This window comes from Alteromonas sp. AWJ4_199 (assembly GCF_056159165.1).
The window spans coordinates 1,422,693-1,449,674 of sequence record NZ_JBSWUR010000001.1; the positions used below are offsets into that span (position 1 = coordinate 1,422,693).

General features: G+C 44.3%; 23 protein-coding genes and 1 pseudogene. 10 read left to right on the top strand and 14 right to left on the bottom strand.

From position 1 onward, the window contains the following. Nucleotides 1-4: 4 nt before the first annotated feature. Nucleotides 5-1,531 (bottom strand): exonuclease subunit SbcD, encoded by a 1,527-nt coding sequence (sbcD, locus tag ACXAER_RS06200; RefSeq protein ID WP_474827585.1) that lies wholly within the window; start codon nucleotides 1,529-1,531, stop codon nucleotides 5-7. 261 nt (nucleotides 1,532-1,792) lie between these two features. After that, nucleotides 1,793-3,085, bottom strand: a complete 1,293-nt coding sequence (locus tag ACXAER_RS06205) for a TMEM143 family protein (RefSeq protein WP_474827587.1) — start codon at nucleotides 3,083-3,085, stop codon at nucleotides 1,793-1,795. A 211-nt stretch (nucleotides 3,086-3,296) separates the two neighbouring features. Between ACXAER_RS06205 and ACXAER_RS06210 the strand changes: the two genes are divergently transcribed. After that, nucleotides 3,297-3,899 (top strand): YigZ family protein, encoded by a 603-nt coding sequence (locus ACXAER_RS06210; protein WP_474827589.1) that lies wholly within the window; start codon nucleotides 3,297-3,299, stop codon nucleotides 3,897-3,899. A gap of 2 nt (nucleotides 3,900-3,901) precedes the next feature. Further along, nucleotides 3,902-3,964, top strand: a pseudogene (locus ACXAER_RS06215) (hypothetical protein); the annotation flags it as partial. An 85-nt stretch (nucleotides 3,965-4,049) separates the two neighbouring features. Here the strand turns inward: ACXAER_RS06215 and ACXAER_RS06220 are convergent. The 3 genes from ACXAER_RS06220 to ACXAER_RS06230 all read right to left on the bottom strand — a co-directional run bounded on the left by ACXAER_RS06220 (nucleotide 4,050) and on the right by ACXAER_RS06230 (nucleotide 7,480). Further along, nucleotides 4,050-4,586, bottom strand: coding sequence for a redoxin domain-containing protein (locus ACXAER_RS06220; RefSeq protein ID WP_474827591.1), 537 nt, complete (start codon nucleotides 4,584-4,586; stop codon nucleotides 4,050-4,052). 246 nt (nucleotides 4,587-4,832) lie between these two features. Further along, on the bottom strand, nucleotides 4,833-6,779 hold the full coding sequence (locus tag ACXAER_RS06225; protein WP_474827593.1) for a M1 family metallopeptidase: 1,947 nt from the start codon (nucleotides 6,777-6,779) through the stop codon (nucleotides 4,833-4,835). A 272-nt stretch (nucleotides 6,780-7,051) separates the two neighbouring features. After that, a complete protein-coding gene (locus ACXAER_RS06230) occupies nucleotides 7,052-7,480 on the bottom strand; it encodes an organic hydroperoxide resistance protein (RefSeq protein WP_474827596.1) in 429 nt (142 codons plus the stop codon). 141 nt (nucleotides 7,481-7,621) lie between these two features. Between ACXAER_RS06230 and ACXAER_RS06235 the strand changes: the two genes are divergently transcribed. The 3 genes from ACXAER_RS06235 to ACXAER_RS06245 all read left to right on the top strand — a co-directional run bounded on the left by ACXAER_RS06235 (nucleotide 7,622) and on the right by ACXAER_RS06245 (nucleotide 9,415). Beyond that, nucleotides 7,622-8,062 carry a MarR family winged helix-turn-helix transcriptional regulator gene (locus tag ACXAER_RS06235; protein ID WP_474827598.1) on the top strand — a complete coding sequence of 147 codons (441 nt, stop codon included), beginning with the start codon at nucleotides 7,622-7,624 and terminating at the stop codon, nucleotides 8,060-8,062. A gap of 156 nt (nucleotides 8,063-8,218) precedes the next feature. Next, a complete protein-coding gene (gene trhA / locus ACXAER_RS06240; RefSeq protein WP_474827600.1) occupies nucleotides 8,219-8,875 on the top strand; it encodes a PAQR family membrane homeostasis protein TrhA in 657 nt (218 codons plus the stop codon). Nucleotides 8,876-8,899: 24 nt separating this feature from the next. After that, nucleotides 8,900-9,415 (top strand): protein-tyrosine phosphatase family protein, encoded by a 516-nt coding sequence (locus ACXAER_RS06245; RefSeq protein ID WP_474827602.1) that lies wholly within the window; start codon nucleotides 8,900-8,902, stop codon nucleotides 9,413-9,415. A 111-nt stretch (nucleotides 9,416-9,526) separates the two neighbouring features. Here ACXAER_RS06245 and ACXAER_RS06250 read toward each other — a convergent pair whose 3' ends face one another. The 4 genes from ACXAER_RS06250 to ACXAER_RS06265 form a co-directional block, all read right to left on the bottom strand. Continuing rightward, the gene (locus ACXAER_RS06250) at nucleotides 9,527-10,468 is read right to left on the bottom strand and encodes a hypothetical protein (RefSeq protein WP_474827604.1); all 942 of its coding nucleotides are present in this window, start codon (nucleotides 10,466-10,468) and stop codon (nucleotides 9,527-9,529) included. Between the two features lie 17 nt (nucleotides 10,469-10,485). Then, on the bottom strand, nucleotides 10,486-11,244 hold the full coding sequence (locus ACXAER_RS06255) for a hypothetical protein (RefSeq protein ID WP_474827606.1): 759 nt from the start codon (nucleotides 11,242-11,244) through the stop codon (nucleotides 10,486-10,488). After that, entirely contained in the window at nucleotides 11,244-11,774 is a 531-nt protein-coding gene (locus ACXAER_RS06260; RefSeq protein WP_474827608.1) for an RNA polymerase sigma factor, read from the bottom strand. The genes ACXAER_RS06255 and ACXAER_RS06260 overlap by 1 nt, the downstream gene beginning before the upstream one ends. Before the next feature lie 268 nt (nucleotides 11,775-12,042). Continuing rightward, a complete protein-coding gene (locus ACXAER_RS06265; protein ID WP_474827610.1) occupies nucleotides 12,043-12,951 on the bottom strand; it encodes a LysR substrate-binding domain-containing protein in 909 nt (302 codons plus the stop codon). Nucleotides 12,952-13,285: 334 nt separating this feature from the next. Between ACXAER_RS06265 and ACXAER_RS06270 the strand changes: the two genes are divergently transcribed. Beyond that, the gene (locus ACXAER_RS06270) at nucleotides 13,286-14,263 is read left to right on the top strand and encodes a universal stress protein (RefSeq protein WP_474827612.1); all 978 of its coding nucleotides are present in this window, start codon (nucleotides 13,286-13,288) and stop codon (nucleotides 14,261-14,263) included. Between the two features lie 203 nt (nucleotides 14,264-14,466). Here the strand turns inward: ACXAER_RS06270 and ACXAER_RS06275 are convergent, their stop codons facing one another. From ACXAER_RS06275 to ACXAER_RS06295, 5 genes are all read right to left on the bottom strand, one after another. Next, entirely contained in the window at nucleotides 14,467-15,738 is a 1,272-nt protein-coding gene (locus ACXAER_RS06275) for an inorganic phosphate transporter (RefSeq protein WP_474827616.1), read from the bottom strand. Nucleotides 15,739-16,078: 340 nt separating this feature from the next. Next, on the bottom strand, nucleotides 16,079-16,795 hold the full coding sequence (phoU, locus tag ACXAER_RS06280) for a phosphate signaling complex protein PhoU (protein WP_014948403.1): 717 nt from the start codon (nucleotides 16,793-16,795) through the stop codon (nucleotides 16,079-16,081). A 150-nt stretch (nucleotides 16,796-16,945) separates the two neighbouring features. Further along, nucleotides 16,946-17,752: a phosphate ABC transporter ATP-binding protein PstB gene (gene pstB, locus ACXAER_RS06285; RefSeq protein ID WP_474827618.1), complete on the bottom strand. Its 807-nt coding sequence runs from the start codon at nucleotides 17,750-17,752 to the stop codon at nucleotides 16,946-16,948. A gap of 15 nt (nucleotides 17,753-17,767) precedes the next feature. Further along, nucleotides 17,768-19,327 carry a phosphate ABC transporter permease PstA gene (pstA, locus tag ACXAER_RS06290; protein WP_474827620.1) on the bottom strand — a complete coding sequence of 520 codons (1,560 nt, stop codon included), beginning with the start codon at nucleotides 19,325-19,327 and terminating at the stop codon, nucleotides 17,768-17,770. Beyond that, nucleotides 19,320-21,497, bottom strand: coding sequence for an ABC transporter permease subunit (locus tag ACXAER_RS06295; protein ID WP_474827622.1), 2,178 nt, complete (start codon nucleotides 21,495-21,497; stop codon nucleotides 19,320-19,322). The genes pstA and ACXAER_RS06295 overlap by 8 nt, the downstream gene beginning before the upstream one ends. 208 nt (nucleotides 21,498-21,705) lie before the next feature. Here ACXAER_RS06295 and ACXAER_RS06300 point away from each other — a divergent pair, with 208 nt between their 5' ends. The 4 genes from ACXAER_RS06300 to ACXAER_RS06315 all read left to right on the top strand — a co-directional run bounded on the left by ACXAER_RS06300 (nucleotide 21,706) and on the right by ACXAER_RS06315 (nucleotide 26,978). Then, the gene (locus tag ACXAER_RS06300) at nucleotides 21,706-22,212 is read left to right on the top strand and encodes a glycine cleavage system transcriptional repressor (RefSeq protein WP_474827624.1); all 507 of its coding nucleotides are present in this window, start codon (nucleotides 21,706-21,708) and stop codon (nucleotides 22,210-22,212) included. 198 nt (nucleotides 22,213-22,410) lie between these two features. Next, on the top strand, nucleotides 22,411-24,483 hold the full coding sequence (ppk1, locus tag ACXAER_RS06305; RefSeq protein WP_474827626.1) for a polyphosphate kinase 1: 2,073 nt from the start codon (nucleotides 22,411-22,413) through the stop codon (nucleotides 24,481-24,483). A gap of 16 nt (nucleotides 24,484-24,499) precedes the next feature. Further along, nucleotides 24,500-26,062 carry an exopolyphosphatase gene (gene ppx / locus ACXAER_RS06310; RefSeq protein ID WP_474827628.1) on the top strand — a complete coding sequence of 521 codons (1,563 nt, stop codon included), beginning with the start codon at nucleotides 24,500-24,502 and terminating at the stop codon, nucleotides 26,060-26,062. 148 nt (nucleotides 26,063-26,210) lie between these two features. Beyond that, nucleotides 26,211-26,978, top strand: a complete 768-nt coding sequence (locus tag ACXAER_RS06315; RefSeq protein ID WP_474827630.1) for a substrate-binding periplasmic protein — start codon at nucleotides 26,211-26,213, stop codon at nucleotides 26,976-26,978. Nucleotides 26,979-26,982: the final 4 nt, after the last annotated feature.

Sequence of the window (26,982 nt, forward strand, 5' to 3'; positions counted from 1 at the left end):
TGTGTTACTCGCCTTTATTTTCTGTCTTGTTTGCCAATGATGCCTCTACTGGCGCTTCAGCATCTTCATCATTGGTATGCACCCGTTCTAGCGCTTCATTAAACAGCTGCCTTATCCGGTTGATGCGTGAAGCGCTTTTCTCTGAACCCGCTTCTACCTTTCCTCTGGCGCTTTGCTCATAATCTGGCAGGAGTTCTTTTGCCGACTCAGTTGGTACCGACCCGCTCTGTGCCGACTCACTTGTTGGATTATCTTCTATGCTCTCCAATGCCAAACGCGCTTCAAATACATCGTTTACCGATAGTTCGCTAAGCTGGACATTTTGCTTTTCCGTTAAGCTATTTACTGTGCGCTTACGCTTGCGTTTCAACTGTAAAATTTCAGCGTTTTTACCCTCTAACAAGGCTTGTATACGCTGCTGCAAATCGGTTAGGTAGTCCTCTGTTTCAACTTCAATGCATAACCACACTGGGTCTTGAGGACTAATGGCGTTATCCGTTACGCTAAGGAGTTTATTAACCTCGCTAAGGGCTTTATCCACTTCGCTAACGGCATCACCTGTTTGAGAAGAAGCTAGCGCGATGGCTTCGCTTTCATTAATGGCCGCCTCAATCGCTTGTAAATCGCCTTTTATGACTTCCATGGCCTGAAAGCGCGGTACCGGAAGCGTTGAGATAGTTGGCGTTGTGCTCTCACATTCAAACGAGACTAACACCACTTGTTTTTGTGTATTCAGTTCATCAAAGCTAAGCGGTATGGGAGAGCCTGAATAGCGAATGTGTTCAGTTTTTGCTACCTTTTGTGGCCTGTGAATATGCCCAAGTGCAATGTAGTCAGCCGGCGGAAATCCTTTGGCATCAAAGCCTTCAAGAGTACCAATGTAGATATCTCGTACACTCTCTGACTGACTCACGCCTAAAGCGGTTAAGTGCCCCGTAGCGATAATAGGAATGGCTGCGCTATTTTCGCTGCCCTTTTCTACCCGCTTTTCTGCTATTGAGGCACGCAATGACAAGGCCTTATTATAAAGCGCCCCATAATGCTGTTTTATCGCATCGCCCAGCGCTCGACGCTTGTCAGTGGCGCTTTGCCCTGCTTCACTGACCAGCACATCACGTGGGCGAATAAAGGGTACGGCACACAATACGGCACCGGGCAGCCCCTTGCGATCATTCAGCGTGATGACTTGTTCGCTTATTTCGCCATAGGTACTGGCTATTACGTGGCTATTAAGATATTTCAGTAGCGCCTTACTTTCGTTCAATACCGACACTGAATCGTGATTTCCCCCCAGCACCACCAATGTACACTGCATGCCCTGTAGTTCACCGATAAACGCATGGTAGAGCTCTCTGGCGTAGCTAGGCGGCGTGCCCGTGTCAAACACATCACCCGCGACAACAATCGCATCTATTTGATGCACTTCTATTTGTTGAAGAAGCCATTTAAGGAAAGCGGCATGTTCGTTTTTGCGGCTTTTCGTAAAAAAACTCTGACCTAAGTGCCAGTCAGATGTATGCAATATTTTCATGTAGAAGTGAACCAGGCTTGTTGCATTGGAGATAGAGAAACGCATTCGGCGCAATGGCGCTGCTGCTATGGAGTGTCGATGTTGATCAACGCACCGTACATCAACTATAGAGATTTTGTGTTTTTATGACAATGGTTTGGAACTTCGATTGCCGGTCTTATTTTTTTCATTAGCCTCGTTTATTTAAAACCAAAGGCGTCGCAAAGGATATCAGACGGAATAACCTAGCTTGGGCAATCTACTAGACGGTACAAGAAACAATCAAACTGGCTGATAAATATTGTCCCAATAGTCATCAAGTATCTTAACAGCATCGTTTAGCGCTCGCGCCACAAAAATATCGCCGTGTTGTTCGACTAGTTCCATGTCCACCAGCTTAGTAATAGCATCGGTAACGTCGAAATCGAGCGCACAATCAAGCTCTTCTGAAAAGTAACTTTCTATTACACTATCGAGGGTTGCTAATGTCATTCCACCAGCGGCAATCTCGCACTCTGCACGCACCGCGCAGAATGCAGCACCACCTTCTACAGACACTTCACTACATTTCAGCAAAAATGTATAAGCAAGCAAAGCTTCTTTGCAGTCTTCTTCCTCTGCCGCGTCAATTAACGTATGAAACACACCTGCGTTATTGTCCAAATTCTTGAAATACAGATTGTCAGACAAAGCTTTCATAAACCGAATTTTTCGGTTTTTAAACTTTGTCCATTCCTTAAAGATAAAGCTGCCGAATACCCCCATGCCAATGCCAAAAGTAATAAGGCTTTGCTTGGTCAATTCCACTTCGTCGTCTTTAAAGCCCAGCCAAAACGCCAAAAAAGACGCCATGAGAAGTAAGGACGCGCCTAATTTAGTCACGAGCACCACGGTGCCACCTATTGCAGCCGACGCACTAATAATCAACTTATCTAGCGGACGCATTTTGACTTCACTGTTTGGAAACAGCATTTCCAAGTCTGCTTTAGGTACATTTTGAAAAAGCTTTACTATGGTTGAGCCAGGTTTAAAGGTTACCGGTGTTTGGCCCTTACTTTTGAAGTAAGCCTCATCTTTAAAAGTAATATAAACGGCTACTTTGTCGTAATTGGTAAACGACACCTGCTTTTTTCGTAACCCGAAAAACGTACGCACGGTTTCCGTTTTTACCGACTCGCCCCGTCGATAAAACACCACATCATCAAAGTCATTGAAGCTTACCGCAAGGCGCACTTTAAACAGCGATTCTTCGTTTAGTGCTGCTTCTAAATCATCATCTGTGACTTTTTCAAAATTAGCCGCGTTTAAGAGGCTAGCAAAACCCTTGGCAAAGGCTCTTTGGCTCTGCTTACGTACCCTTTCATCTGAAGGCTGCAATGCACGTGTGTCTTTATTTGGATCAAAATGGCTATAATTGTTTTTCAACGCCTCTAATTGTTCATGGTACTGGTAGTGTATACGGCTGACCAACAACGTAGAGAAAGTACGAAAGTCTGTGCATTCGCGATCCAGTAGTTTTTCACATAAGGTGATGACGTCGCACTTGCGAAAAGGAATAAATCGTTCTAATGGCATCAGGTGGTCTAATGAGCTTTATTGGTTATTGTTCAATATGAATAGTCACCGTAGTTTAGGAAAAACTCAACCATTCTTGACGGAATTAATCCCAATGGATAAGGCACGACTACTTTTCCTATCTACAAACAATCTCTTATTCAAACAAGTAAAATGCTCGACTGAACTTATTTGACTTAAATAAAAAATAGTCTTCGCTTACAATGTGCCGATGACTTATCCCGTTCCCGCTAAACAGGTTGAAACCCTGTACGAAATCAAAAAAAGTAAATTCATTGCTTGCGCTGGCTTTGCTAACTCTCGTGAAAGTGCAATGGCGCTTTTAGAAAGCGTTAAACAACAATATCCCGACGCCAGACACCATTGCTGGGCTTATGTTTTTGGCAACCCTAACGCGCCCACTAGTGCGGCCATTGCTGATGACGGCGAACCTAGCGGCACAGCAGGAAAACCCATATTGAATGTGCTTCAGCACAAAGATATCGGCGACATTATGATCATTGTTACGCGGTATTTTGGCGGAGTTAAATTAGGTGCGGGTGGTTTGGTAAGGGCCTACTCGGCTGCAGCACAGCAAGCCATTGATGCTCTTGAAGTAAGACAAGAAATAAAACTAGAACCGGTTTGTGTAGACATTGATTTCAAACATGAGCAGTTCGTCCGTCATTTAGTGGAACAAGCTGAAGGCAAAATTGCCAACTGCAGCTATGGAAGCAGTGTACAAATAGATGTTGAGCTACCTTTAGATGCACTAAGTGATTTTAGAAAGCAAATGGCGCCCATTGCTTTTTCAATATCTGCTAAAAACGAGTAAGCTCAAGAAAATTAAAAGGCCTGAGTCCGATACAATATCGAAATCAGGCCTTGGTTGCCGTTTAAAAAATGAGTACAACTGTATGAGGTCATTTCATAAACACTAGAGCCTCACTTTTGAACGACATATCACTATTACTGACTCATAATCTTAGCCTTTAAACGTACCGCGAATAGGATAGTTATTCTCTGGGTTGCGAATAAACTCTAGGCCAGATACTAGCTGCTCTAAGTCCGGACGAACAAAAGGCGCGTTAGCAATTTCAGCAATATGAATTTCGTTATCTCCGTTAAGCACAAACAAGGCAGGCTCAGCAAAGTTATGATCCGTTTCTTTTTCTGAACGCGGCTCAGAAATATATAACCCTAGCTTTTCCATATCACTTTGTGACAATCCGTACGCAATGGGAAAGTTTATCGATAAATCGTCCAAATGCTCTTCAAGCTGAGCTTTACTGTCGCCGCTTACTGCAACAACATCAATATTAAGCTCACGTAGTCGACCCGTAAAATCTTCAAGTTTGTTTAAGTATTTGGTACAAATCGGGCAGTGCTTACCACGGTATACCACCACCATTTTCCAGTCACATCCGTCGCCCTTGTCTGCCAGCGATATAGTTTCGCCGGTTGATAGCGTTGCCTTTACTTCAGGAAAAGTAGTAGCTGGGTGCATCTTTTGTGTATACATAAAAACTCCTTAACGATTAATTCAAATCCTTCAGCGTGCGGCTAGCAAGTAAGCTGCTCAGCTACACTTGAATTACACTAGGTAAACGACACTAGGTAAACGTTAGTACGCTTGTCCTAACTTTAAGATCGCCCTTTTGAACAATCGTTCAATTTTTTATGTATAAGTATTGCTCTTGCTATAAATAAGAAAGCAGCGCCTAATGCGCTGCTTTAATTGTTACTAACTTAACAGAACGACTGATGATTAATTCACATAGCCTTCATTAGCTTTCACTGTAAGTGGGTGATAGCCCGGTTTCGCTTCTTCAAATGCGCGTTTAGCAAACGCCTTGCCTTCAGGTGTTTTTGATAGCTCGCGATAAAGGGGCTTAACAAGCTTATTGCGCCCTATCGACACCAAGTAGCTATACAAACGATCATAGGCAGGCTGATAGTTATTCTCTACTGCGATCATCAACCAACTATGAGCAATTTCGTTGTTTTTAGTCGAGGTGAGTGAAAACGCTGAATCTAGCTCAGCCAGCTGTGCGTTGCTTAGCGATTCAGGCATGTTGTTTAGAAAATATAGCCACTCGTGCACTGTCCACTGCGCGGTTTCAATATCCGCCGCTTTCACGTCGCCAGAAAGCCAAGCGCTTCGTGTTTCATCAATTTTAGTGAAGGCATCAGATTCTGGCTGTGGCGCTCCCTCGGGAATGCCTGGTTCAAAAATCCACGTTTGAATGCGCTCCGCGTCTAGCTTATCTGGGTACTGCTTCAATAACGTGTCGTCTAAATAGGCGATAAAGGTGTCGGTAGTAATGCTCTTAAAGGCAAAGTCTTTGAAGTATTGCATCAAGAACGCGTCGAAGTTCTCTCGACCAATCTTTTGTTCAATTTCACGTAAGAACAGTGCGCCTTTTTCGTATGGTATGTTGGAGAAAACATCGTCCGGATTACGACCACGAAGATCGATAGCCAGGATCTCATCATTCTCATCTAAAGCTGCAATATCATTCTCTAGATCTTGATAACCGAGCACAGCTTCTTTTTTGAAACGATCGTGACCGTAGATCATTTCCATAATTCGGTAAGTTAAGTAGGTTGTGAAGCCCTCGTTTAACCAAAGGTCACGCCACGTAGCGTTTGTTACCGTGTTACCAGACCAGCTGTGCGCCAGTTCATGAGCAATCAATGAAACCAAGCTTTTATCACCCGCGATAACCGTTGGCGTGATAAACGACAAACGAGGGTTTTCCATACCGCCAAACGGGAATGACGGCGGTAGAATTAATAGATCGTAACGGTCCCACTGGTAGGGCCCATAGGTTTCTTCTGTTACTTCTAACATCGCCTCAGTGTCTTCAAACTCTCTCGCTGCACTTTCAAGTAGCGCAGGCTCAGCATACACACCGGTTCGCTCACCCATGGATTTAAACTCCAAATCACCTATGGCCAACGCAATAAGATACGAAGGGATAGGCTGTGGCATGGTGAACTCATATTCACCGTCTCGCTCGGTGGTAGGGTCGTTTGACGCACTCATCACTGCCAACAGCGCCTCAGGTGTTTTAATGGTTGCGTCATAGGTTACGCGTACTTGCGGTGAGTCTTGAAGCGGAATAAAGCTTCGCGCGTGAACCGCTTGCGCTTGGGTAAACAGGAACGGGTGCTTTTTACCCGCCGTTTGCGCTGGCGTTAACCATTGTACGCCAGACGCTTCAGGTGAGGTTGAATACGCAACCGTTACTGCGTTTGCGGTACTAGGTAGTGTAATCGTAAGTGGTGTACCTAAATCAGGGTCAATCTCCCCCATTTCAAAGGGAACACTTTCACCGTCTACGGTAACACTTTGAATGTCCAATGCTCGCGTATCTAACACCAATGTGTTGTTGTCGGGCTTTTCACGCTTTACATCAAGCGTTACGTCGCCAACAAGCTGCTTGGTCTCAAAGTTTGCAGTTAGGTTTAGGCTGAGATGGGTAACCCGAACCTCATTAGGGTTCGCGAAGGAGTGGTAATCTACCCCAGAGGCAATAGCCGCGTCAGCTTGGTTTGCTACTGCAACATTTTGTGCTTCAGTGTCTGAAGTCGAGCCTACGCTGACGGCTTGATCTTTGTCTGTCTTGGCTGCGTCTACATTGCTGTTGTCGCTGCATGCGAACAAAACAGGCGCGCATACGAATGTAGCCAGTAATCCGTATTTTTTCATATAACTTCCTAAAGGATGATTGATACGATCTCAGTGTATCAATCTGTTATATGGCTGGCGACTCTAATTCGAAGAACTGCTATTTACGTGCGCTACAATTCAAAACCTTATATTTCTATAACCGTACAGTGAAATTTGATGCATCATTTCAGTATCATTTGCTTTAGCCTAACGCTGGAAACAGCCGTTTAGCTTTCAAAGGGTAGAAGTGTTCAACACATATAATTGCGCCCGCTAAGGAGGGCGCAATTGTTGAGTCTGCTACCTTACGATTACGCTAAGGTAATTTCTACTTCAATGTTTCCACGGGTCGCATTTGAATATGGACATACCTGATGAGCAGTATCGACTAAGCTTTGCGCTTGTGCTTTGTCCATAGCACCTAAATCTACCGTTAATTTAACCGCTATAGCAAAACCTTGCTCGATAGGGCCAATTGAAACGTCGCCCGTCACGCTAATGTCATCAGCTAGCTTTATCTTTTGCGATGCAGCCACATGCTTTAAGGCACCAATAAAGCACGCCGAATAGCCTGCCGCAAACATTTGCTCAGGGTTAGTACCTTCACCACCAGCGCCACCCAGCGCTTTAGGTGTAGACAATTTAAGGTCTAAATTACCATCGCTAGATTTTGCTGTACCTTCACGACCACCCGTTGCTGTTGCACTTCCTGTATAAACGACTTGTTGAAGCTTATGCATAGTTGCTCTCCTCAATAATCAACTGTTAATTTATTTTGCATGCAAAATAAATTAACACCGAACTCAGTTGCAGATCAAGTACTTTGTATGCAAAATATAAATAGCATTCAAAAAAAGCAGTATCAATAAGGGTTAGGTGTTATGTCAGAATTACTAAAGTTGGAAAATCAGCTTTGTCATCGTTTTTACACACTGTCGAATGCATTTACTCGCGCTTACCGCCCCCTTCTTAAAGCGCTAGATATTACCTATCCTCAATATGTAACCTTAATGGCCCTGTGGGAGAATGACGGTATCACTATTGCCGAACTTCTCGAGAAAACCGCTATCGACGGTGGTGCAATGTCGCTTATTCTTAAAAAATTAGAGGACAAAGGCTTCTTAGTTGTCACTAAAGATGAGAGCGACAAACGCGTTAAGCGTGTACAGCTGACAAATATGGGTAAGGAGCAGAAAGCCATAGCAGAAGAAGTACCCGCGCAAATGCTTTGCAAGTTCAACGGTATGAGTACAGAAGAAAGCCAAACATTAAAATGTCTTCTGGACAAATTGGGCGGCTGCTTCGAAAGTACAGATTTGTAAATCCCTTTGTAATCTTATCGTCATCAGGCTATTAACGTTTTCTGTTAATATTCTCACATTGAGCGAACAAGTGTGCGCTATAATTGTCATAATAGATAAGCCAATAGAAAGACAAGAGGTGTGCATATTTCTACTGATTACAAAAAAGGCGACGTGATGACAGACGTAAAGGAACAAACAAAAGCTATTACTGCCAAAGCTTACTCCGTTTTAGAAGAGTGGCTGAATAGTATTACTCACGGCATTGGCTTTATTGCGGCTATCGTGGGTTTAATATTTATGCTGTACCGCGCTGAAGATACGCTCGCATTAACCACCGCCGCCATTTACGGCTCTACCCTGATTCTCGTATTTTTAAGTTCTACGCTTTACCATGCAATTTCGCATCAAAAGGCAAAGGGCTGGCTTAAGTTATTCGACCATAGTGCAATATATTTATTGATAGCAGGTACTTACACACCATTGTTACTGGTTTCGATTGGTGGCGTCTTAGGTATTACCATGACCGCTATTATTTGGAGCTTAGCGCTAGGTGGCGTTGCGTTTAAACTTATCGCTCAGCATAGGTTTCCAAAAGTGTCGGTAATGACCTACCTATTAATGGGATGGATTGCTCTAGGCCTTATTTACCCGCTCTATGTCGCCCTGCCAGGCGCTGGACTCTGGTTACTGGTAGCAGGTGGGCTGTGTTTCAGCGTAGGCGTGTGCTTTTATGTGGCAAAAAAGGTAAAGTATACCCATGCAATTTGGCATTTATTCGTCATTGGCGGATGCAGTTGCCATTACTTTTCTATTTATTATTTCGTCGTTTAACAAGAGGTTTTAGATAACGCAGCTATGCGAGACGCTGAGAAAAAAGAACACAGTACAACAGCAAAATCGAATATCGCGTGGTTTTCTCTGCGCGCCGGGCATATATGCCTAGGCAAAAAACCTGTTGAAAGTGATTTTGAAAGACTTAAATCACTTGGCGTAACTCACATTGCTACAGTACAGACCAGCGAAGAAAATGCACCGGTTATTCGGGACCGTTCCATTGCGGCTGGGTTAGAGTGGTTATGGGTTCCCTTTTTACACCCGTCGTCAGAGTCCCCCACCGAAGATGTTCATCTACATCAATACCTTCATGAGCTGTCTCAAATGCTGACGGAGGGAGCTAAGATATATTTACACTGTGACGGTTCGCAGCACCGCTGTAGTCTTTTGTTCTATGCACTTTGCCACTATTGCCGTGTTCCATCTAATAGCGCTTACAATGCGCTACACAGCTTTGGCGCTAGTGCGGCAAATAACCTTAAACGATCCGAGCTCACATGGGCTGCAGAATTAGGGCATATTGCGCCTAAAATCTAGGCGATAAAAAACGCACCCTTCTTAACAATTTAGTCAATCTAGGCGCGCGATATGTTTTAATCAATCAAAGCGTTTAGGCTAACTGTTACCAACAGCGCCCTATCTTTTTGTTTAAAATTGATAAATGTTAGCGTTGGTAAGAAGTTTATTCGCATCAATTTTTTCTTGCACACAGCGCACTATATCAGCTCGAGTGAATACGTAGATCCGATCCTTGCGCTCTCGACTTTCGCCCATTTCGAAATCTTTTAGCACCATGCTGATGTGTTCATTTTCCGGCAGACCCCGTAAGCCTGAGCCAAATCGGCATAGGGTCTCGCTCATGCCCGACTCAAAACCAGCCAGAAACGTTTTATAAGCTTGCTGCTGCTGTGCTTTTCGCGCCTCCATTTGTTTAGTCTGCTCTTTCTCAATTGCTTTGAGCTCGTCCTTCATGCTTTTTTCTTTCGCTTCTAATTGCTTAAGCTGCTCTCCAGACTGCTCTTTTTGCGCGAGTAATTCTTTTTTTCGCGCCTCGTCTGCGTGACGCAATTCAAAGGTAATATCTCGCAATTCACGTTCTACTTCTCTTGCTTCCCAAGCAAGTTCACGCTGCATGTTGCGTAGGTCCCGTAAGCGACTGTTGTTGTCAGCAAACGCCTGAGAAAAACGATGGCTGGTTTCTTCTGCGTAAGCTTCCCACTCTCTGGCTGCTTCAAACACAATGTCATCTACATCACTAAACGAATTTGCAGACGGGACTGGTGGTGCAGGCGGTGCTGGTGGTACGGTGGCAACCAATCCTTCTACCAGCGTTTCTATCTCTCGTACCCAGTTACCGCTTTGGCCTCTTACTGAAAAAGTAAATACTGCCCCCTGCCCAGCAAGATAGCTAGTTTCAATTTGACTCACTTTCCAAGAATCAGTTGCGGCATTTTGTCGTAAGGACGTTTTGAGTACCCCTGACATTATTTCTAATTCATTCGATAGCGTGTCATATTTTTGCGCACTTTGTGCGTTCGCAAGACCACCAGCAGCAGAGCAAAGTAGTAAAGCAGTTAATAAACGTTTCATAATTTCACCTAATTACATTAATCATCTAGCGACGACTGTGGATTGTTTGTTTCATACGGCATGGTTAATGGCACTTCAGAACGGCTGTTAGATAAACTTACCGCGCTGTACCCTATTTCAATGTCATCAATTTCATCCTGTAGACGCGTAAATTGGCGTGCATAGAATCTTTGATCGTCAATACGCTGCTCGTTGATAAATTTGATAAGCTCGGCAAAGTCGTGTTTACGCTCTTCTCTGCTCGACGCTAATAAGTACTTAGTAAGCTCTGCACTACTTTGTTGCTGCTGTGTAGATAGCGCCTGAGCGTATTCTTTGAACAGTGTTTGGTTTGCTTGTTGATAGAAATCACGTTGCTCACCTAAAGCTTTAGCAACTTCTTGCGTCACGCGCTGCTCAACCATTTCATCCACTGTGTTGGCGCTTTTGTTTGAAAACGTAAGCGCTATACCGTTATCGTTATACGACAGCTTTGCACCGGTGAGTACGGCTAATAGCGCACACGCCGACATGGCCATGGCACACGACGGCAAGCTAAACCAAGACGACAGCGAACGTGGTTCATCTTTTTTAAAAAAGGTCTGTTCTTTGTCCCATTGGGGAAGTGCCGGAGCAACGAAGCTTGCACTTGCGCTGTTCAAACGAGCGCTATTTTCTACCGCTAGCGCGAACTCAGCATCTGAATCACACAACGCGTTAAACTGCTTTTCCTGCTCGCTATCGAGCGAGTTGTCCAGATAAGCTGAGAATAAGGCTTCTTTGTCATATAAGGTCATTATTCCAACTCCAACTTCAACTTTGCTAAGGCTGCGTAAAGTCGCGACTTAGCGGTATTTACTGAGATATCCATTTGCTGTGCAATTTCTTCAAACGTGAAATGACCGAAGAATTTCAATTCCACCACAGCCTTTTGGCCCAAAGGTAGGGTCTGCATAGCCTGCGTTAACGCTCTACTCTCTCTATCGCTATAAAGCTGCATTTCAGGGCATGGCGCACTGCAAAGTGGGGCCTGTATATCGTCAATGTCAGAATGCGGCTTTCGCTTGCGATATAGTTCAACGCAGCGACAGTGGGCAATGCGATAGAGCCAACTTTTAAAACTGCCCTTACCTTTAAAACAGGCAAGACTGCGAAACACAGAGATAAAAATCTCCTGCATCAAATCTGCTGCATCATGGCTATTCCCTGTCATTCGAATACCGTATTGATACATAGCGGTTTCGTAGCGAGATATAAGCGTAAACCACGCTTTTTTATTACCCTTTAATGCCTGTTCCACGAGTTTTTCATCTCGTTTTTTAAACACGCCATTCCCCGTTTTTACGCTTTGTTATTTACTTAACCATTAAGTCGATAAGCTTTGCAAAAAAGTTTGTTTAATTGATAAATAAATTGCTCTTTAGGGAATAAGCCCACTGAAACAGTGCTTTATACCAATCCGCATAGATAAAGGATGGGGAACTCTTTTTAGGGACAACCAAGACAATAATTGATGTCGGCAATAGAAAAGCGGCTGAGCACAAGAGTTCAACCGCTTTAGCTAAATACGAAAGGTAGCGCGCTCTGCGCCAAGACTATTTTAACGTTGGCTTTGGCAGCAGGGGCGAGATAACTTCACCTATACGACGAAACAGCTGCATACGTGTAGTGCCCGAACGCCATACTAAGCCAATCTCACGAAACCCCTGCTCTTCAGCGGGGAAGCTCTTAAGACCAGTGTGTTCAAGAATAGATTGGTTTATCGCAAGTTCAGGTAAGAAGGTGTAGCCCATTTTACTGTTCGCTAGTTGCACCAATGTATGGAGACTGCTTGCTGCCACGCTGCTAATTTGGTCACTATGCTGAAGGTTACACGCACTCACTGCGTGGCCGGTCATACAGTGTTCTTGCTGAAGTAAAAAGATACTCTTTTTAGGCAAGGTTGAAATATCCACAGGGTTAGGCAATTGCTCGGCTATATTTTCGTGAGCTATCAGATGAAACGGGTCGTGCCCCAAGACCATTTGTTTACACCCAGGAGTTTCCATTGGCAGCGCTAAGATCAGTAAGTCTAATCTGCCGTCGGTCAACTGCTGAAGTAACTTCTCTGTGGTGTCTTCCTGCATTTCTAAATTGATCTCGGGCAGAAACGCAGAGAACGCCCCTATCATGCCTTCAAAAAGAAACGGCGCGATGGTAGGAATAACACCTAACTTTAATGTGCCTCGTTGCCAATTACCCGCATTTTGCGCGTACTCCACCAGTTCATTGGCTTCTTGTAGCAGCACTTTACTGCGTTCAACAATATCTAGTCCCAAAGACGTAAACACAAAGGTTTTATGTTCACGCTCAAGAAGTTGGCTTCCGAAGTGCTCTTCAAGGTTCTGAATGGCCGTACTCAATGTTGACTGACTTACGTTACAGCGCTGGGCAGCACGGTGAAAATGTTGCTCTTGATGTAGCGTCACTAAATAGTGCAGGTGCTTAAGATTAGGCCATTTCATGGGCATCTCACAATTATTCAAAAAGGGATTAAAAAATATTGGATTAATCTAACATAAAGATTAAAAAGCGCCTAGAGTTGTAGCGCTTAGTTAACCAATACTACCTTGTTTCATCTGCATCCATATATATCAAGCAGGCTCTAAATGAAGGTGAGCTTGCCTTTTACTTTGCAAACTATAAGAAGCTTTTAAGAAATTGGTGTTTCTTGCTGGAAAGCCCCCACAAGTAGCGTTAGGATTAAATTAAACCGCAATAACCGTCACATTTTTTCAGCGAAGTAAGACTCGCTTTTGAATGATCTAGCTAATAGAGCGATAAACCATTGAGGGCAGTATGAAAGGACATTATAAAAACATTTTGTGTGTATTGAGCGATTCTCATCGACAAGATGATACGGTTGCCCAAGCACTGCATATCGCCAAAGCACATCAAGCTTCTCTTACCATTATGCTTTCGCTAGAATCTTTGCCGCCCAACGCCAGTATGGTCATGGAGTCTTTCTCTTACGTTGATTCTCAGCAAACCATGGAAACCCAAGCCCAGCACTGGTTAAAAGAACAAGCGGAAAGCTGGGGCAAACACTATCCTGTGTCTACCGCGGTAACGGTCGGACAACCACTTATTGATGTTGTACGCTACGTACAGAAGAATAATATCGACTTAGTGATTAAACGCGCTGAAGAAAGCTTTCTAGATAAGTTATTCGGAAGCTTAGATATGCGCTTGTTCCGCAAGTGCCCCTGCCCGGTTTGGATCATTAATCACAAGCCTCGCAGTCAGTACAAAAACGTCGTGGCCGCGCTGGATTTGAATTATCACTACCCTCAGCATGAAGTATCAATTAGGCGCGACCTTAACCGCGACATTTTGCGTCACGCTAGCCAGATAGCTCTGCTAGAGTTTGCACAGCTACACATTGTTCACGTTTTTGATGCGGTTCCTGAAAATATCGCCAGAGACGGTTTTATTACTGTCGATAACGATAGAATGGAAACTGATCTTGCTAAAATTCATGCCGAACGTGAAGCTGAACTAGACAGGCTGCTTGAAGAACTGGGTAATGAACTCGATGACAACGTATTAGAGTACTTAAAGCCTCAGAAACACATTGTTCACGGTTATCCTAGAAGAGAAATTGCAGCTACTACCACATCGCTTGATACCGACATTATTGTGATGGGTACAGTGGCACGTTTAGGTGTTCCTGGCTATATAATGGGTGATACGGCTGAAGAAACGATTCATCAGCTTAAGTGTGCCGTGGTCGGCGTTAAACCTCGTGGCTTTGAAACACCTATCTCTATTGATTAGGCTGTTATACCAGTCCGCATAGATAGTTACCCACTCAGCGAGAGTTAAAATGTTCGTAATCGCGGCGTGTTGCCGCAGGCATAGTGGTTCTACATCAAGCTGACACAACAAAGAGTAAAGACAACAAAAAGGCCGAGCTTCACTTAAAGCACGGCCTTTTTTATTTCTTTTCGCTTAATACGAACGTTTTGAAGCGCTATGTTCTATGCTACGCCAAACGACGCTTTAAGAATAAAGAAGAAAATGATCGAAAGAATTGCGCCCGCAGGCAAAGTAACAATCCACGATACGACGATATTTCTCACGATGCCTAGGTTAAGTGCTGATACGCCACGTGCCAGACCAACACCTAATACTGCGCCAACCAGTGTTTGTGTAGTCGAAATAGGTAAACCTGTACCCGATGCGATAACCACCGTACAAGCTGCAGCAAGCTCTGCTGCAAAACCGCGACTTGGCGTTAAGTGCGTAATACCTTGGCCTATGGTTTTAATTACGCGATGTCCAAATAACGCAAGGCCAGCAACAATACCTAACCCACCTAATGGTAAAATCCACCAAGCAAGTGTTGTGCTTGAGTTAATCTCACCACCGCTGGTAACGACACTTACTACAGCCGCAAGAGGGCCAATCGCATTAGCTACGTCGTTAGAGCCATGGGCAAATGCCATACAGCAGGCTGTTACAACCATCAGCAATGCGAATACTTTTTCAACGTTAGCCGCTTGTAAGTCTGCATCTTCCGAACCGCTGAACTTCATACGGCCGATAAACCATTTACCCAAGAAGCCCAACGCTACGGCAATACCAATAGCCAATAGATATCCGTTGACGGCGCTTAGCTCCAAACCAACGTGTTTTAGGCCTTTCTTAATGGTTACAAGCGACATCACAAAGCCTGCTAATGCCATGTAGAAGGGTACATAACGCTTAGCATTGGCAAACGGGGAGGCAGTTTGGAAGATGAGCTTGTGCGCGCTCATAAAGATAAGATAAGCAATAATACCTGATATAGCAGGGGTAACGACCCAACTACCTACAATACCGCCCACTTTATCCCACGCCACCGCGTCCATACTGACGCCAGTTGCCGTAAAGCCGATAATGGCACCGATAATAGAGTGCGTTGTAGATACAGGCCAACCCAACCATGACGCTACTGCTAGCCAGATTCCAGCCGCGAGTAGTGACGAAATCATGCCTAATACTAAGTATTCAGGTATATCTATAAAGAAGGTTGAGTCGATAATCCCTTTTCGAATGGTAGATGTTACTTCGCCACCAGCTAGGTAGGCGCCAGCAAACTCAAATATCATTGCAATGATAATGGCTTGTTTAATGGTTAAAGCTTTAGAACCTACTGACGTACCCATTGCGTTGGCAACGTCATTCGCTCCAATACCCCATGCCATGACGAAACCAACGCCAGCGGCAAGGATTATAAGAATTAGGCCATAACTTTCAAAAAATTCCACGGATAATCGCTCCCGATCTAAACGCGATTTAGGCTGGACGCTACTTGAGTAAGTAGCATGATCTCTTCACCACAAAGGCTAGAGAATGAAGTTAAAGACAAATTGTGTTTTATCATATGGTTCGATTAAATTTTGCACGATCTGTTCTTGGCTGCGGCGCATGATAACGTAATCATGTTAGAAGCCATAGCGAAAATCACTGAAAAACGATAAAAGTATATGGAATTATTTGAATGCGATGATAAATCCACCAAATATTTCAGTTTTATGACAAATAAATTTCACAAACACCCATGTTGGGGTATTAATACGCAAAATCGCACTGACCATTTGGACAGGATTACGTCAAATCTTCCAATTTTTGCTGCATATTTTCCAGCGGCGTATGCCTAACATCTGTACCGCGAGTAAGGTAAACAACATACTCACACACGTTTTTACATCTATCACCGATTCGCTCTAGCGAGCGCATTGCCCACAATACATCTAGCCAATCCTGCATATCGTCGGTACTTTTTTGCATTTCAGAGGTGGTATACGACAGCAGGCGCTTGTATTCACTGTCAATGCGGTTGTCTTGATCGTACACCTCTAGTGCTGCTGCTTCATCCTGACGGGCAAAAGCGTCAAATGTGCCGCGCATCATGGCGGCAACCCTCTCACCAATAAGCAGCATACTGCTTTTGATTGTATCTGAGCTAGGTAACTTATTGCGCGTTACCAGCTTGGCGATACGCTCGATTTCATCGCCCATACGTTCAATATCGGTAATGGCTTTGGAAATCGTCATAATTAAACGCAGATCGCTAGCAGTGGGATGGCGTTTCGCAATAATGCGTAAGCACTCTTCATCAATTTGAATTTCCATGGAGTTAATTTTCAGGTCGTTCAACACCACTTTTTCAGCCAAAGCAGCGTGATTGTGCTTCACTGCTTTTAAGGTATCGACCAGCTGCTGTTCAACTTCACCTCCCATGGTTAATACCGAGTTACGCAAGTTTTCTAACTCGATATTAAACGTACCCGAGATATGCGTATTTAACGCTACCTGTCGCATAGTGATTCCCCTTTACGGCTCAAGCTGAATGGATAACGGCAATACAAGGAGCCAACGCCCATTGCTACGCGCTGGTAACACGCAGCAACGCCAAAACAAATTATAGCGTTACGGCGTAAGTCCACGTTGGGACACGTGTCCACAGCCTGGTTATCCATAACGCCCCGTTATGTAGTCTTCGGTTTGTTTCTTCTCTGGCATAGTAAACAGCGTGTCGCTATCAGCATATTCTATCAGCCTACCCTGATGGAAAAAGGCGGTATAGTCGCTTACCCGAGCCGCTTGCTGCATGTTGTGCGTCACGATAATAATGGTGCATTGTTTCTTTAATGCCTCCATAAGCTCTTCGATAAAAAGTGTGGTTAATGGGTCAAGGGCTGAGGTGGGTTCATCAAGAAGCAGAATATCGGGCTTCAACGCCAGTGCTCTTGCAATAACCAAGCGCTGCTGCTGACCGCCAGATAAAACATGGGCAGATTCAAACAGGCGATCTTTTACCTCATCCCAGAGCGCCGCTTGTTTTAATGCGCTTTCAACGGCGTCGTCTAAGTGTCTGCGAACCTTCACGCCCTGCAGCTTTAGCCCATAACACACGTTTTCATAAATGCTCATGGGAAAGGGGTTCGGACGTTGAAAGACCATACCCACATTTGTTCTAAGACGAGACACGTTTACTTTGCGGCCATTGATGTTTCGGCCATCAATAACAATTTCGCCGTTATATTTGCAACCGTCATACAAATCGTTCAGACGATTGAAACAGCTGATGAGCGTTGATTTGCCGCAGCCACTTTGCCCGATTAACGCCGTTATTTTGTTTTTAGGTATTCGCATGCTGATGTCATTCAACACATGCTTACTACCAAACCATAGGTTAAGGTTTTTCACCTCTACCGCAGTTTGTGCTTCACTAATGTCGTTAACGTTTAACGTATTGTGTTCAAACAACTTCAACATGTTACAAAACCTGCCTTATCCTTTAAGGTAGCGCTTGCGCAGACGCGTTCTTAGTAAAACTGCCAGAATATTTAGTACAAACACCACAACGAGTAAAAGCAAACAAGCAGCAAACATCATACTTGCACTTTTTCCATCGGTCTGGCTGTGAAACGCACCGTCGTATATAAGCACGCCCAAGTGCATAAACTGCCTATCGAGGTGGAGATAAGGAAATTCTCCGTCTATTGGCAACGTTGGCGCAAACTTGACCGCACCAACCAGCATGAGTGGCGCAACTTCACCTGCTGCCCGCGCAATGGCGAGAATTACACCAGTCATAATACCAGGTGACGCTATGGGCAATACGGTGCGCACTATAGTCTCAATTTTGGTTGCCCCCAATGCGTAACTGCCGGCTTTTAACCCTTCTGGCACTCGGCGCAAGCCCTCTTCAGTGGCAACAATAACCACGGGGAGCGTTAAAATCGCCATGGTCAACGCAGCCCAGAATACTCCTGGACTTCCCATGGTTGGCGCTGGCAGTGTTTCACTAAACAATAGCTCGTCAATACTGCCGCCTAGGGTGTAAACAAAGAAACCAAGTCCAAATACGCCGTAAACTATAGAAGGTACACCCGCCATGTTGCTTACACTAACGCGAATAATGGTTGTAAACGCTGTGTTAGGTGCATATTCGCTTAAATAAATAGCGGCCAATACACCAAATGGCGTTACGATGATTGTCATTAAAAACACCATAAGCACGGTGCCAAATAAAGCTGGGAAAACGCCACCAGAGGTGTTTGCTTGTTTAGGGGAGTTGGTAAGGAATACGCCAATCTCTGAAAACACCACTTTCCATTTTTCAAAAGTGCTCAAACGACTGACGAAATCGACATCTTGAATACTGGAAATAGGGATCACAAACGACGCCCCGTCTGCAAAGCTTACCAATAAAGTATACTCGGCCCGTGTTGCCTCCAGCGCTTCTACTCGCTTTTGGTATTCGTTAAACGAGGTGACTAAGCGCTCTCTGGCCGGCGCATCGGCGACAACGTTGCGTTTATCGAACTGAGATAGTGCTTCGTGAATAGGAGCAAGATGTCGCGTATTTAAATCTTCGATTTGGGCACTTATTTGAGCCACTTCCTCTAGCACCGCATCAATCTTGCTAAGAGGCTGAGGTGGTGAAGAAGGCACAACGAGATATTCAGGAATTGCTAACACACGCCTGCCGTCTAATAGCTTAATCTCTGCACTTTCTCTCGCTAGTTGCGTGATATCTATCTCCTCTCGGGAGACCTCAACTTGAAAACCATAAGGATGCAGTGTGTCGGAATACTTAAGGATGACATCTTCATTTGCCGAGTTATCGAACACGTTAGCGAGTACAGAAAACTTTCTGCCGTCTTGGTGCTTGCCTGTGACCGTGTAGATAGGTTCTGGCCAAAAATATGCGGTACCACGAAAGCTGATAAGTATGAGAACGCTAACTAGCGCAATAAGCAGCAGGCTGGTGAAGAAAGCCGTTAAGCTAATAACTAATGATTGCCGCTGTACTGCACTTAATCCAAACACCGTTTGATTATCCATAGTATGCCCTACGTCTTATGCGTTGTCGCAATAGCTCTGCCATGGTGTTTACCAAAAAGGTAAACAGGAACAAAATACACGCGGTGAAAAATAGAATTTGATAATGCGCTGATGATACATCAGCCTCTGGAAGTTCTATAGCCAAGTTAGCAGTAAGTGCTCGCAAACCTTCTATAAGCCCCCAGCTGGAGATCGGCGTATTTCCCGTCACCATAAGAACAATCATGGTTTCACCAAACGCGCGGCCGAAACCTAGCATAATCGCGGCAACAATACCCGGTAGTGCAACGTGAAGAACAACATGAAGTAAGGTCTGTAGTCGTGTGGCGCCTAAAGCAAAAGAGGCGTGTTTTAAATCACTTGGAACGCCGTTAATCGCATCCTCAGCGAGGGAATAGATACTAGGTGATATGGCCACGCCTAAGGCTAACGCAACCACTATTGTGGTTTTTCCAATAGGGCTATCGGACTCCGCCGCTAGCAAAGTAAACCCGTCTACCCCCATTACCGAAAAAATGAGTGAAGGCGCATATTCCACGCTTATGAAACCTAAAACAAACACACCGCTTATAGCAAAAAGTAGCTCTGCACCATGTCGTAACTTCTTTGGTAAATACTCTGCAACAGGGCGCTGAACTAAGGCAACAAGAATAAGCACAAAAGGAATAACGATAAGGAAAAAAGCAAAGGAAAACAAAAACTGCTCGGCTTTCGGCGACAGCCAAATGGCGGCAATGAAGCCGATTAGCACGCTCGGTATCGCTTCTAAAAGCTCGATAGCCGGTTTAACGAAATTGCGCAATCGGCTTTTGGCGAAAAACGCAGTGTAAATCGCCGCGCCAATAGCAACCGGAATAGCAATAAGCAGCGCTAAAAGTGATGCTTTTATACTGCCAATCAATAGGGGAGTTAAACTAAATTTGGCTTCTTGAAAGTCTGACGCACTGGTGGTTTGCCATACGGTTTCTTCTGTTTCATATCCTTCGTAGTGCTGAGGTTCAAATAAAGAGGCCCATGTAGTAATGCCGCTTAAATGCTTACCTTCCCATACTGATAGGGTACTTTCTGAATAGCCGTACAGCTTATTGCCGTACCAAATAATATTCTCAGCCGAGCGCTCTATCTGTTGTGACGCCACCACATCGCCAGACACACGGTTAACTAATAGCACCCTTGCCTTATCGGTCAGCACTGCCACTAAATTCATACTGGCATGTTCTGCCACATCCCTAACTTTCTCTCCTGGTAGCGCTACTTGGTAGGTTTGTTTAAAGGTGAGGCCTTTATCGCTCTTGCTCAAAACCCAGCGAGTAAGCGCCTGTGTTTCACTGTTCATTAAGAAGAATGTGCGGTCTTTAGCAAGAGGAAACACAATCTTCTCATTTAATGACATGGCGATATCTTCTGCTACGGGAAGTAATGACGCCCCTTCATCCGTGAGCCTATTGAGGAAAAGGGTATCATTCACTTGGAGCAACAGGCTCTGGCTGCCAGGTAACAATACGAGCCTGTCTATATTATGAAACCGCTTATCCACCACTTGCGTAGGACTACGCCGATTTACCCAACGAATAAATACATTATTACCCTGTGTGATAGAAACTACCGCCCACTTTGAAGACAGTGCCATACTCCAGCTGGTGCGTTTTTCCCATTCCTCTTTAGGAAGCGCAAAGGTTATAGTGTTCGACAATACAGCTTGTGGCGTACTTGTAGCGGTAACTTTTTCGCCGCCATCTGTCACATTGAATGACCTAACCGGTAAAACCCTTACTTGTGCATTGGGAGAGACATCAACAATATAATTCTCTCCCATCACGCTGTAGCTCGACAAACTATGCTCGCAAGGACGAATGTAATCGTGATTGCTTATTAAAGCATTGCCTTGAAGCAACTTTAATCCCAATCGACAGTCAGACTTTCTAACCAACATTGGCTGACTGTTAATGATGTCGCCTGCGCTGATAATTTTTTCATTATCAGACGTTTTCAAGCTCAACAGATGATTTAAGCTAGGAGTATATGCCAACGGGAGAGCTTGGCTAATAAGGTGGGTAATAAGAATAACAAGAGTTAACAAAACAAGGCCGCCAAAGCCGGTCACGACATAACGTGACCACCTATCGCTTCGCTGGCGTTTTTTGTTTGTGCTGTTGCTGTCGAAAGTCATGGGCTGTTTAGTAATTCTTATTCTCGAAATTCTTCATTTTTAAGAAGAATAACCCTAAATTGCACTGGTGAGCAGTGTAAGTTTTGTTATGCTAATAGCAAGTGAAAGTTTATAGCATTACCTATGCGCAACCCACTCTGCGCCTATGGTATTACCCAACAGGAAGACGATCAAAGTTTTTCTCTACACGCCCAATAAGGAGCACCGCATGCAATCATTGGTTATCAGCATCATGGGTAAAGACAAGCCTGGTTTGGTAGATGCACTAGCTAAGTGTGTGTACAAACATGAAGGCAATTGGCAAGGGTCGAGTTTTGCGCATATGGCTGGTATGTTCACCGGCTTTGTTGAAGTTCACGTTACCGATAACAACAAACAAAGCTTAATTGATGCATTAGACGCCATTAAAGATTTGTCAGTGCAGTCAGTAGCGGTTGCTAGTAATGACAGCAATAACACCACCAAGTTGACGGTTGATGTGATGGGCAATGACAAAACCGGCATTGTTCAAGAGCTTACTTCTGTTCTAAACCAGTTCAACTTGAATATTGTCACCTTTGCTTCACATTGTGAAAGCGCACCTAACTGGGGAAGTCTAATCTTCAAAGCAAAAGCAGAGATCGCGGTGCCAGAAGATTTTGACGACGGCGCACTGCAAGACTCACTGGAGTCATTGGCTAACGATCTAGTGGTGGATATTACTGCGAAGCGATAATAGTAAGGTTATGGGCTTAATTTCAAGTGCGCGCCTGCAAGCGTGGCAGTGTTTCGGAACAAGGCCCATACCACTGAAAGGTAAAGGAATAACCGCATCGTATTGAATAGATTTTAATACCAAAATACGTGTTGTCACAGTAGTGTCACTGACTGATGGCAGTCTTTGACCATTTTTATGAGCGTGAATTGAGAGATTATGGATAACGACGTTTTATATTATCCCAAGGAATTAAGCTGGCTTGCGTTTAACGAACGTGTACTTCAAGAAGCCGCAGATAAAAATAACCCTGCTATAGAACGCATTCGCTTTCTTGGTATTTATTCTAATAATCTTGATGAATTCTATCGAGTACGTGCTGCAGATGTTAAGCGCCTTATCACTATTGCACAAAACGATGGAAACGAAGAAGAAGCCGCGCGACTGATAAGCTTGATGGCACAAATTCAAAAGAAAGTAGTGCATCTTTCTGAAAAGTTCGATCAAATCCATAAGGATGTTGTCAAATCCCTTGCTCGATACAACATCCATATACTACGCAAAGATGACTTAGACGATTATCAAAAGCAGTGGGTACGCAATTATTTTATCAACAAGGCACTGCGTCATATTGCGCCTATTCTTATTGATAAGAAAACAGATCTGTTAAGCCGCTTAAATGGTAACTCCGTTTATTTGTACGTTGCGCTACGCAGAAAAGAACGCAACCCGAAGTTTGCCGTTATTCAAGTTCCTACTTCTGAAATGTCGCGCTTTATGCTTATCCCACCGCAAAAAAGCCGTAAGAAAAAAAGCATCGTTATGCTCGATGACATGATTCAGTTGTGTATTGAAGATATCTTCCGCGGTTTCGTAAAGTTTGACGAAATTGAAGCCTTTTCATTTAAAATGACCCGTGACGCAGAGTATTCGATTAACGAAGAAATTGACGAAAGTTTCGTTGAGAAAATGTCAGAAAGTATGAAACAGCGCCTTATTGCAGAGCCTGTACGCGTTATCTACGACACTGACATGCCAGAAGATATGCAGTCAGACCTTCGCAAACGTCTTAAAATAACCAAACTTGATACCATGCACGCTGCGGGACACTACCGTAACTTTAAAGACTTCATTGGCTTCCCCAATGTGGGTCGAGAATATTTAGAGCACACTCCACTGCCGGCTATCGACAGCAAAGCGTTCTCTCAATACAACACGGTATTTGATGCAATTACTGCGCGAGATATACTGCTATATTACCCGTATCACCGCTTCCTGCACTTCACCGAATTCGTTCGACAGGCGGCTTTCGACCCAAATGTAAAAACTATACGCATCAATATTTATCGTGTTGCTAGTAATTCTCGCATTGTAAACTCGTTGATTGACGCGGTAGACAACGGAAAAAAAGTTACGGTTGTCGTAGAGCTTCGCGCCCGTTTTGACGAAGAAGCCAACATTGAATGGTCTAAACGCATGACAGATGCGGGCATTCGTGTGGTCCTTGGCGTGCCAACCCTAAAAATTCACTCTAAGCTGTGTATTGTAACCCGTGAAGAACGGGGAAGTTTGGTGAATTATGCGCATTTCGGTACCGGTAACTTCAACGAGAAAACCGCGAAAATTTATACCGACTACAGCTTATTCACTCGCAATCAAGAACTTGCCGATGAAGGGGTAGCGGTATTCGACCTTATTCAATACCCTTACCGACGCTACAAATTTCAGCATCTTCAAATATCGCCGTTAAACGCGAGAACCAAAATTCAGTCGCTAATTCGCCAAGAGATTCAGCACCTAAACCAAGGTCAAAAGGCTCAAATCACCTTCAAAATTAACAACCTTGTAGATAAAGAACTGATTGATGATTTGTACCGAGCCAGCCAGGCAGGCGTTAAGATCCGCGGTATAGTGCGCGGTATGTGTTCGCTTAACCCTGGGATAAAAGGAATAAGCGAAAACATCGAAATTATCTCTATCGTCGATAGGTTCCTTGAACACCCTCGCGTAATGATTTTTGAAGGCGGCGGCGATAGAAAAGTGTACATCTCATCTGCAGATTGGATGACCCGCAACATGGACAACCGCATTGAAGTAGGTTGCCCAGTGTATGATAAAGGTCTTCAACAGCGCATTGTTGATATAATGGAGCTACAATTTAAAGACACCCTAAAGGCGCGAGTGATTGACAAGGATCAGAGCAACAAGTACGTTCGCAGGGGAAATCGTAAAAAACTTCGCTCGCAAATAGAAATTTATGACTATTTGAAGAAGCTAGAAGACTCTTTGTAGGATAGATAATTAGTACATGACCCAGCACGAATCAGTTTTTAATGATGTGGAAACCCGCGATGTTAGTAAAGTCGCAGCACTCGATATTGGCTCGAATAGTTTTCACTTAGTAGTAGCACGTATTGTTGCTGGGTCTGTGCAGATTTTGCATAGAGTGAAACAAAAAGTTCGTTTGGCAGAAGGTCTAAACAACGATGACATTTTGTCTGAAGAGGCGATGGAGCGCGGGCTAGCTATGCTTAAAGTGGTAGCGGAAAGCCTAAAAGGTTTTGAGCCCGACTCGGTGAGAATTGTCGCCACCCACACGTTGCGCAGAGCGCGTAACGCCCGCGATTTTATCAGCGCAGCAAAAGACATCCTCCCCTACCCTATCGAGGTCATTTCAGGTGTAGAAGAAGCCCGACTTATTTATTCAGGCGTTGCTCATACCAACCACGCAGACGGTCAACAATTGGTTATTGATATAGGCGGTGGTTCTACCGAATTTGTTATTGGTAAAGGCTTTACCCCCCTACTTTGCCGAAGCCTTCAAATGGGCTGCGTTAGCTATACCAAACGATTTTTCCCTGACGGTGAGCTAAAGTCCAAAGCGTTCAATCGCGCTATAACCGCCGCACAGCAAGAGCTTGAGTTAATTGACAATAAATATCGCAGGCTAGGATGGGTTCAGTGTATAGGTACGTCTGGTACCATTCGCTCACTGTTTACTCTTTGCCAGCAAGACAGACCCAATGGTCACGATATCCCGGTAACGCTTAAAAGCTTACGCAATTTGATGAAGCAGTTCATCAGCGCCGGCCATATCGACAAATTAAGTTTCCCAGATTTAAGTGAAGATCGCCGCGTGGTTATCGCGGGCGGCCTTGCTATTCTTATCGCCGTATTCAAAGCACTAGAAATTGAAGGCTTGGTGTACTCGCCTGCCGCATTGCGCGAAGGCGTGCTTTATCAGATGGAAGATGAGCTTCATCACGCTGATATTCGTGGCAGAACGGCGAGTAGTTTGGCAACGCGCTACGATGTAGATACATCCCAAGCCACTATGGTGCTTAACACAACCCTCTCACTTTTCAGTGATGTTGAAAAAGCGTGGAAACTTAAAGGCCGCGACTTTAAAAGCATGCTTGGCTGGGCCGCATTGCTTCATGAAGTCGGCATGCAAATTAACTCACGAGGTATACAAAAACATAGCGCTTATATTCTTGGCAATGTGGATATGCCTGGGTTTACGCAGGAACAGCAGTTACTGCTAGCTACACTCGTACGGTTCCATAGAAAGAAGATTCGCATCAATGAACTGCCTGCGTTTAATCTTTTCGATCAGCAGTCAGTTAAGCACTTAATCGCCTTACTGCGTTTGGGTGTGCTACTCAATATTAAACGCCAAGAGGGTTTTGTACCTGACCTCGTTGTAAATGTAGAAAAGAACGAACTGACTATTACCTTTCCAGAAGGCTGGTTAGATGAAAAACCCATTATTTCTGCTGACCTACTGCGTGAAAGCCACTATTGGAAAGCCCTTGATTTAAAACTCACAGTTGTACCTGATATCGAACAGTTACACCCTGTTGTGGAATAAACACATATCGGCTATCAATATCTCGAGCTGAGCATTTTATAGGCAAATATCAGTATTATTTGCCTATAAAACGGGTATACTGCGCATTAGCTTTTTCTTATCTAAAACCCTCAATTGGTGTTATTTCTGTAGGTTCTCAACAGTAGTTATGTTTCGTAGTATCTGGATTATTTTGTTGCTGATTGCAAGTTCATCTACCTTTGGTTCTTCGAACCATGTCTACTTTTTGAGCGAGGTTACGCCGCCCTATTACTGGATTGACGAGAATGGAAAAGCACAGGGCGTCAACGTAGACCTCGCGAACGCACTTCAGCCTTTACTGCCATTTAGTAGTTCGTTAGAACATTTGCCGTGGGCGCGTGCATTACAAGAAACCCGAGACAATCCCAACCTTGTACTTTTATCTCTATTAAAAACATCAAATAGAGAAAGTGATTTTACGTGGCTTTCTTCAGTTAATCATATGCAGGCTTCGCTTATCCGCTTAAAGCGAAAAGAGACTATGCACGTCAATTCCTTAGAGGAAGCAAAGCACTTTCGAGTTGGCTCAATACGCGGCTATGGTTCAGCATTTTATTTACAGCAACAAGGTTTTAAAGAAAATAAAAACCTTGCTTTGGTCGCTGAGCCTACACTACTGTGGAAGTTGCTGTACATGGAACGCATCGACTTTGCTTTAGCCAATTTTGAGACTGGAAAGTATGAAATCAGTGACGCTGGTTTTAATCCTAGTGACGTAACGAGCGAATATGTCGTTGAAGCATTAGGTGCCGACCTTTTTATTGCCACCGGCCTTAAGACTGAAAAAGACAAAGTAAATTCGCTTAAAAAAGCACTTTCAATTTTAAAAGCGAATGGCGAGTATGCTCGAATACTAAAAAAATGGGGCCTTGAACCGATTGAATCGACGCAATAGCCCC

What these genes read in the sequence shown, in the direction of transcription:
- sbcD (WP_474827585.1), bottom strand. Translation starts at nt 1,531, where the DNA reads ATGAAAATATTGCATACATCTGACTGGCACTTAGGTCAGAGTTTTTTT.
- ACXAER_RS06205 (WP_474827587.1), bottom strand. Translation starts at nt 3,085, where the DNA reads ATGCCATTAGAACGATTTATTCCTTTTCGCAAGTGCGACGTCATCACC.
- ACXAER_RS06210 (WP_474827589.1), top strand. Translation starts at nt 3,297, where the DNA reads ATGACTTATCCCGTTCCCGCTAAACAGGTTGAAACCCTGTACGAAATC.
- ACXAER_RS06220 (WP_474827591.1), bottom strand. Translation starts at nt 4,586, where the DNA reads ATGTATACACAAAAGATGCACCCAGCTACTACTTTTCCTGAAGTAAAG.
- ACXAER_RS06225 (WP_474827593.1), bottom strand. Translation starts at nt 6,779, where the DNA reads ATGAAAAAATACGGATTACTGGCTACATTCGTATGCGCGCCTGTTTTG.
- ACXAER_RS06230 (WP_474827596.1), bottom strand. Translation starts at nt 7,480, where the DNA reads ATGCATAAGCTTCAACAAGTCGTTTATACAGGAAGTGCAACAGCAACG.
- ACXAER_RS06235 (WP_474827598.1), top strand. Translation starts at nt 7,622, where the DNA reads ATGTCAGAATTACTAAAGTTGGAAAATCAGCTTTGTCATCGTTTTTAC.
- trhA (WP_474827600.1), top strand. Translation starts at nt 8,219, where the DNA reads ATGACAGACGTAAAGGAACAAACAAAAGCTATTACTGCCAAAGCTTAC.
- ACXAER_RS06245 (WP_474827602.1), top strand. Translation starts at nt 8,900, where the DNA reads ATGCGAGACGCTGAGAAAAAAGAACACAGTACAACAGCAAAATCGAAT.
- ACXAER_RS06250 (WP_474827604.1), bottom strand. Translation starts at nt 10,468, where the DNA reads ATGAAACGTTTATTAACTGCTTTACTACTTTGCTCTGCTGCTGGTGGT.
- ACXAER_RS06255 (WP_474827606.1), bottom strand. Translation starts at nt 11,244, where the DNA reads ATGACCTTATATGACAAAGAAGCCTTATTCTCAGCTTATCTGGACAAC.
- ACXAER_RS06265 (WP_474827610.1), bottom strand. Translation starts at nt 12,951, where the DNA reads ATGAAATGGCCTAATCTTAAGCACCTGCACTATTTAGTGACGCTACAT.
- ACXAER_RS06270 (WP_474827612.1), top strand. Translation starts at nt 13,286, where the DNA reads ATGAAAGGACATTATAAAAACATTTTGTGTGTATTGAGCGATTCTCAT.
- phoU (WP_014948403.1), bottom strand. Translation starts at nt 16,795, where the DNA reads ATGCGACAGGTAGCGTTAAATACGCATATCTCGGGTACGTTTAATATC.
- pstB (WP_474827618.1), bottom strand. Translation starts at nt 17,752, where the DNA reads ATGTTGAAGTTGTTTGAACACAATACGTTAAACGTTAACGACATTAGT.
- pstA (WP_474827620.1), bottom strand. Translation starts at nt 19,327, where the DNA reads ATGGATAATCAAACGGTGTTTGGATTAAGTGCAGTACAGCGGCAATCA.
- ACXAER_RS06295 (WP_474827622.1), bottom strand. Translation starts at nt 21,497, where the DNA reads ATGACTTTCGACAGCAACAGCACAAACAAAAAACGCCAGCGAAGCGAT.
- ACXAER_RS06300 (WP_474827624.1), top strand. Translation starts at nt 21,706, where the DNA reads ATGCAATCATTGGTTATCAGCATCATGGGTAAAGACAAGCCTGGTTTG.
- ppk1 (WP_474827626.1), top strand. Translation starts at nt 22,411, where the DNA reads ATGGATAACGACGTTTTATATTATCCCAAGGAATTAAGCTGGCTTGCG.
- ppx (WP_474827628.1), top strand. Translation starts at nt 24,500, where the DNA reads ATGACCCAGCACGAATCAGTTTTTAATGATGTGGAAACCCGCGATGTT.
- ACXAER_RS06315 (WP_474827630.1), top strand. Translation starts at nt 26,211, where the DNA reads ATGTTTCGTAGTATCTGGATTATTTTGTTGCTGATTGCAAGTTCATCT.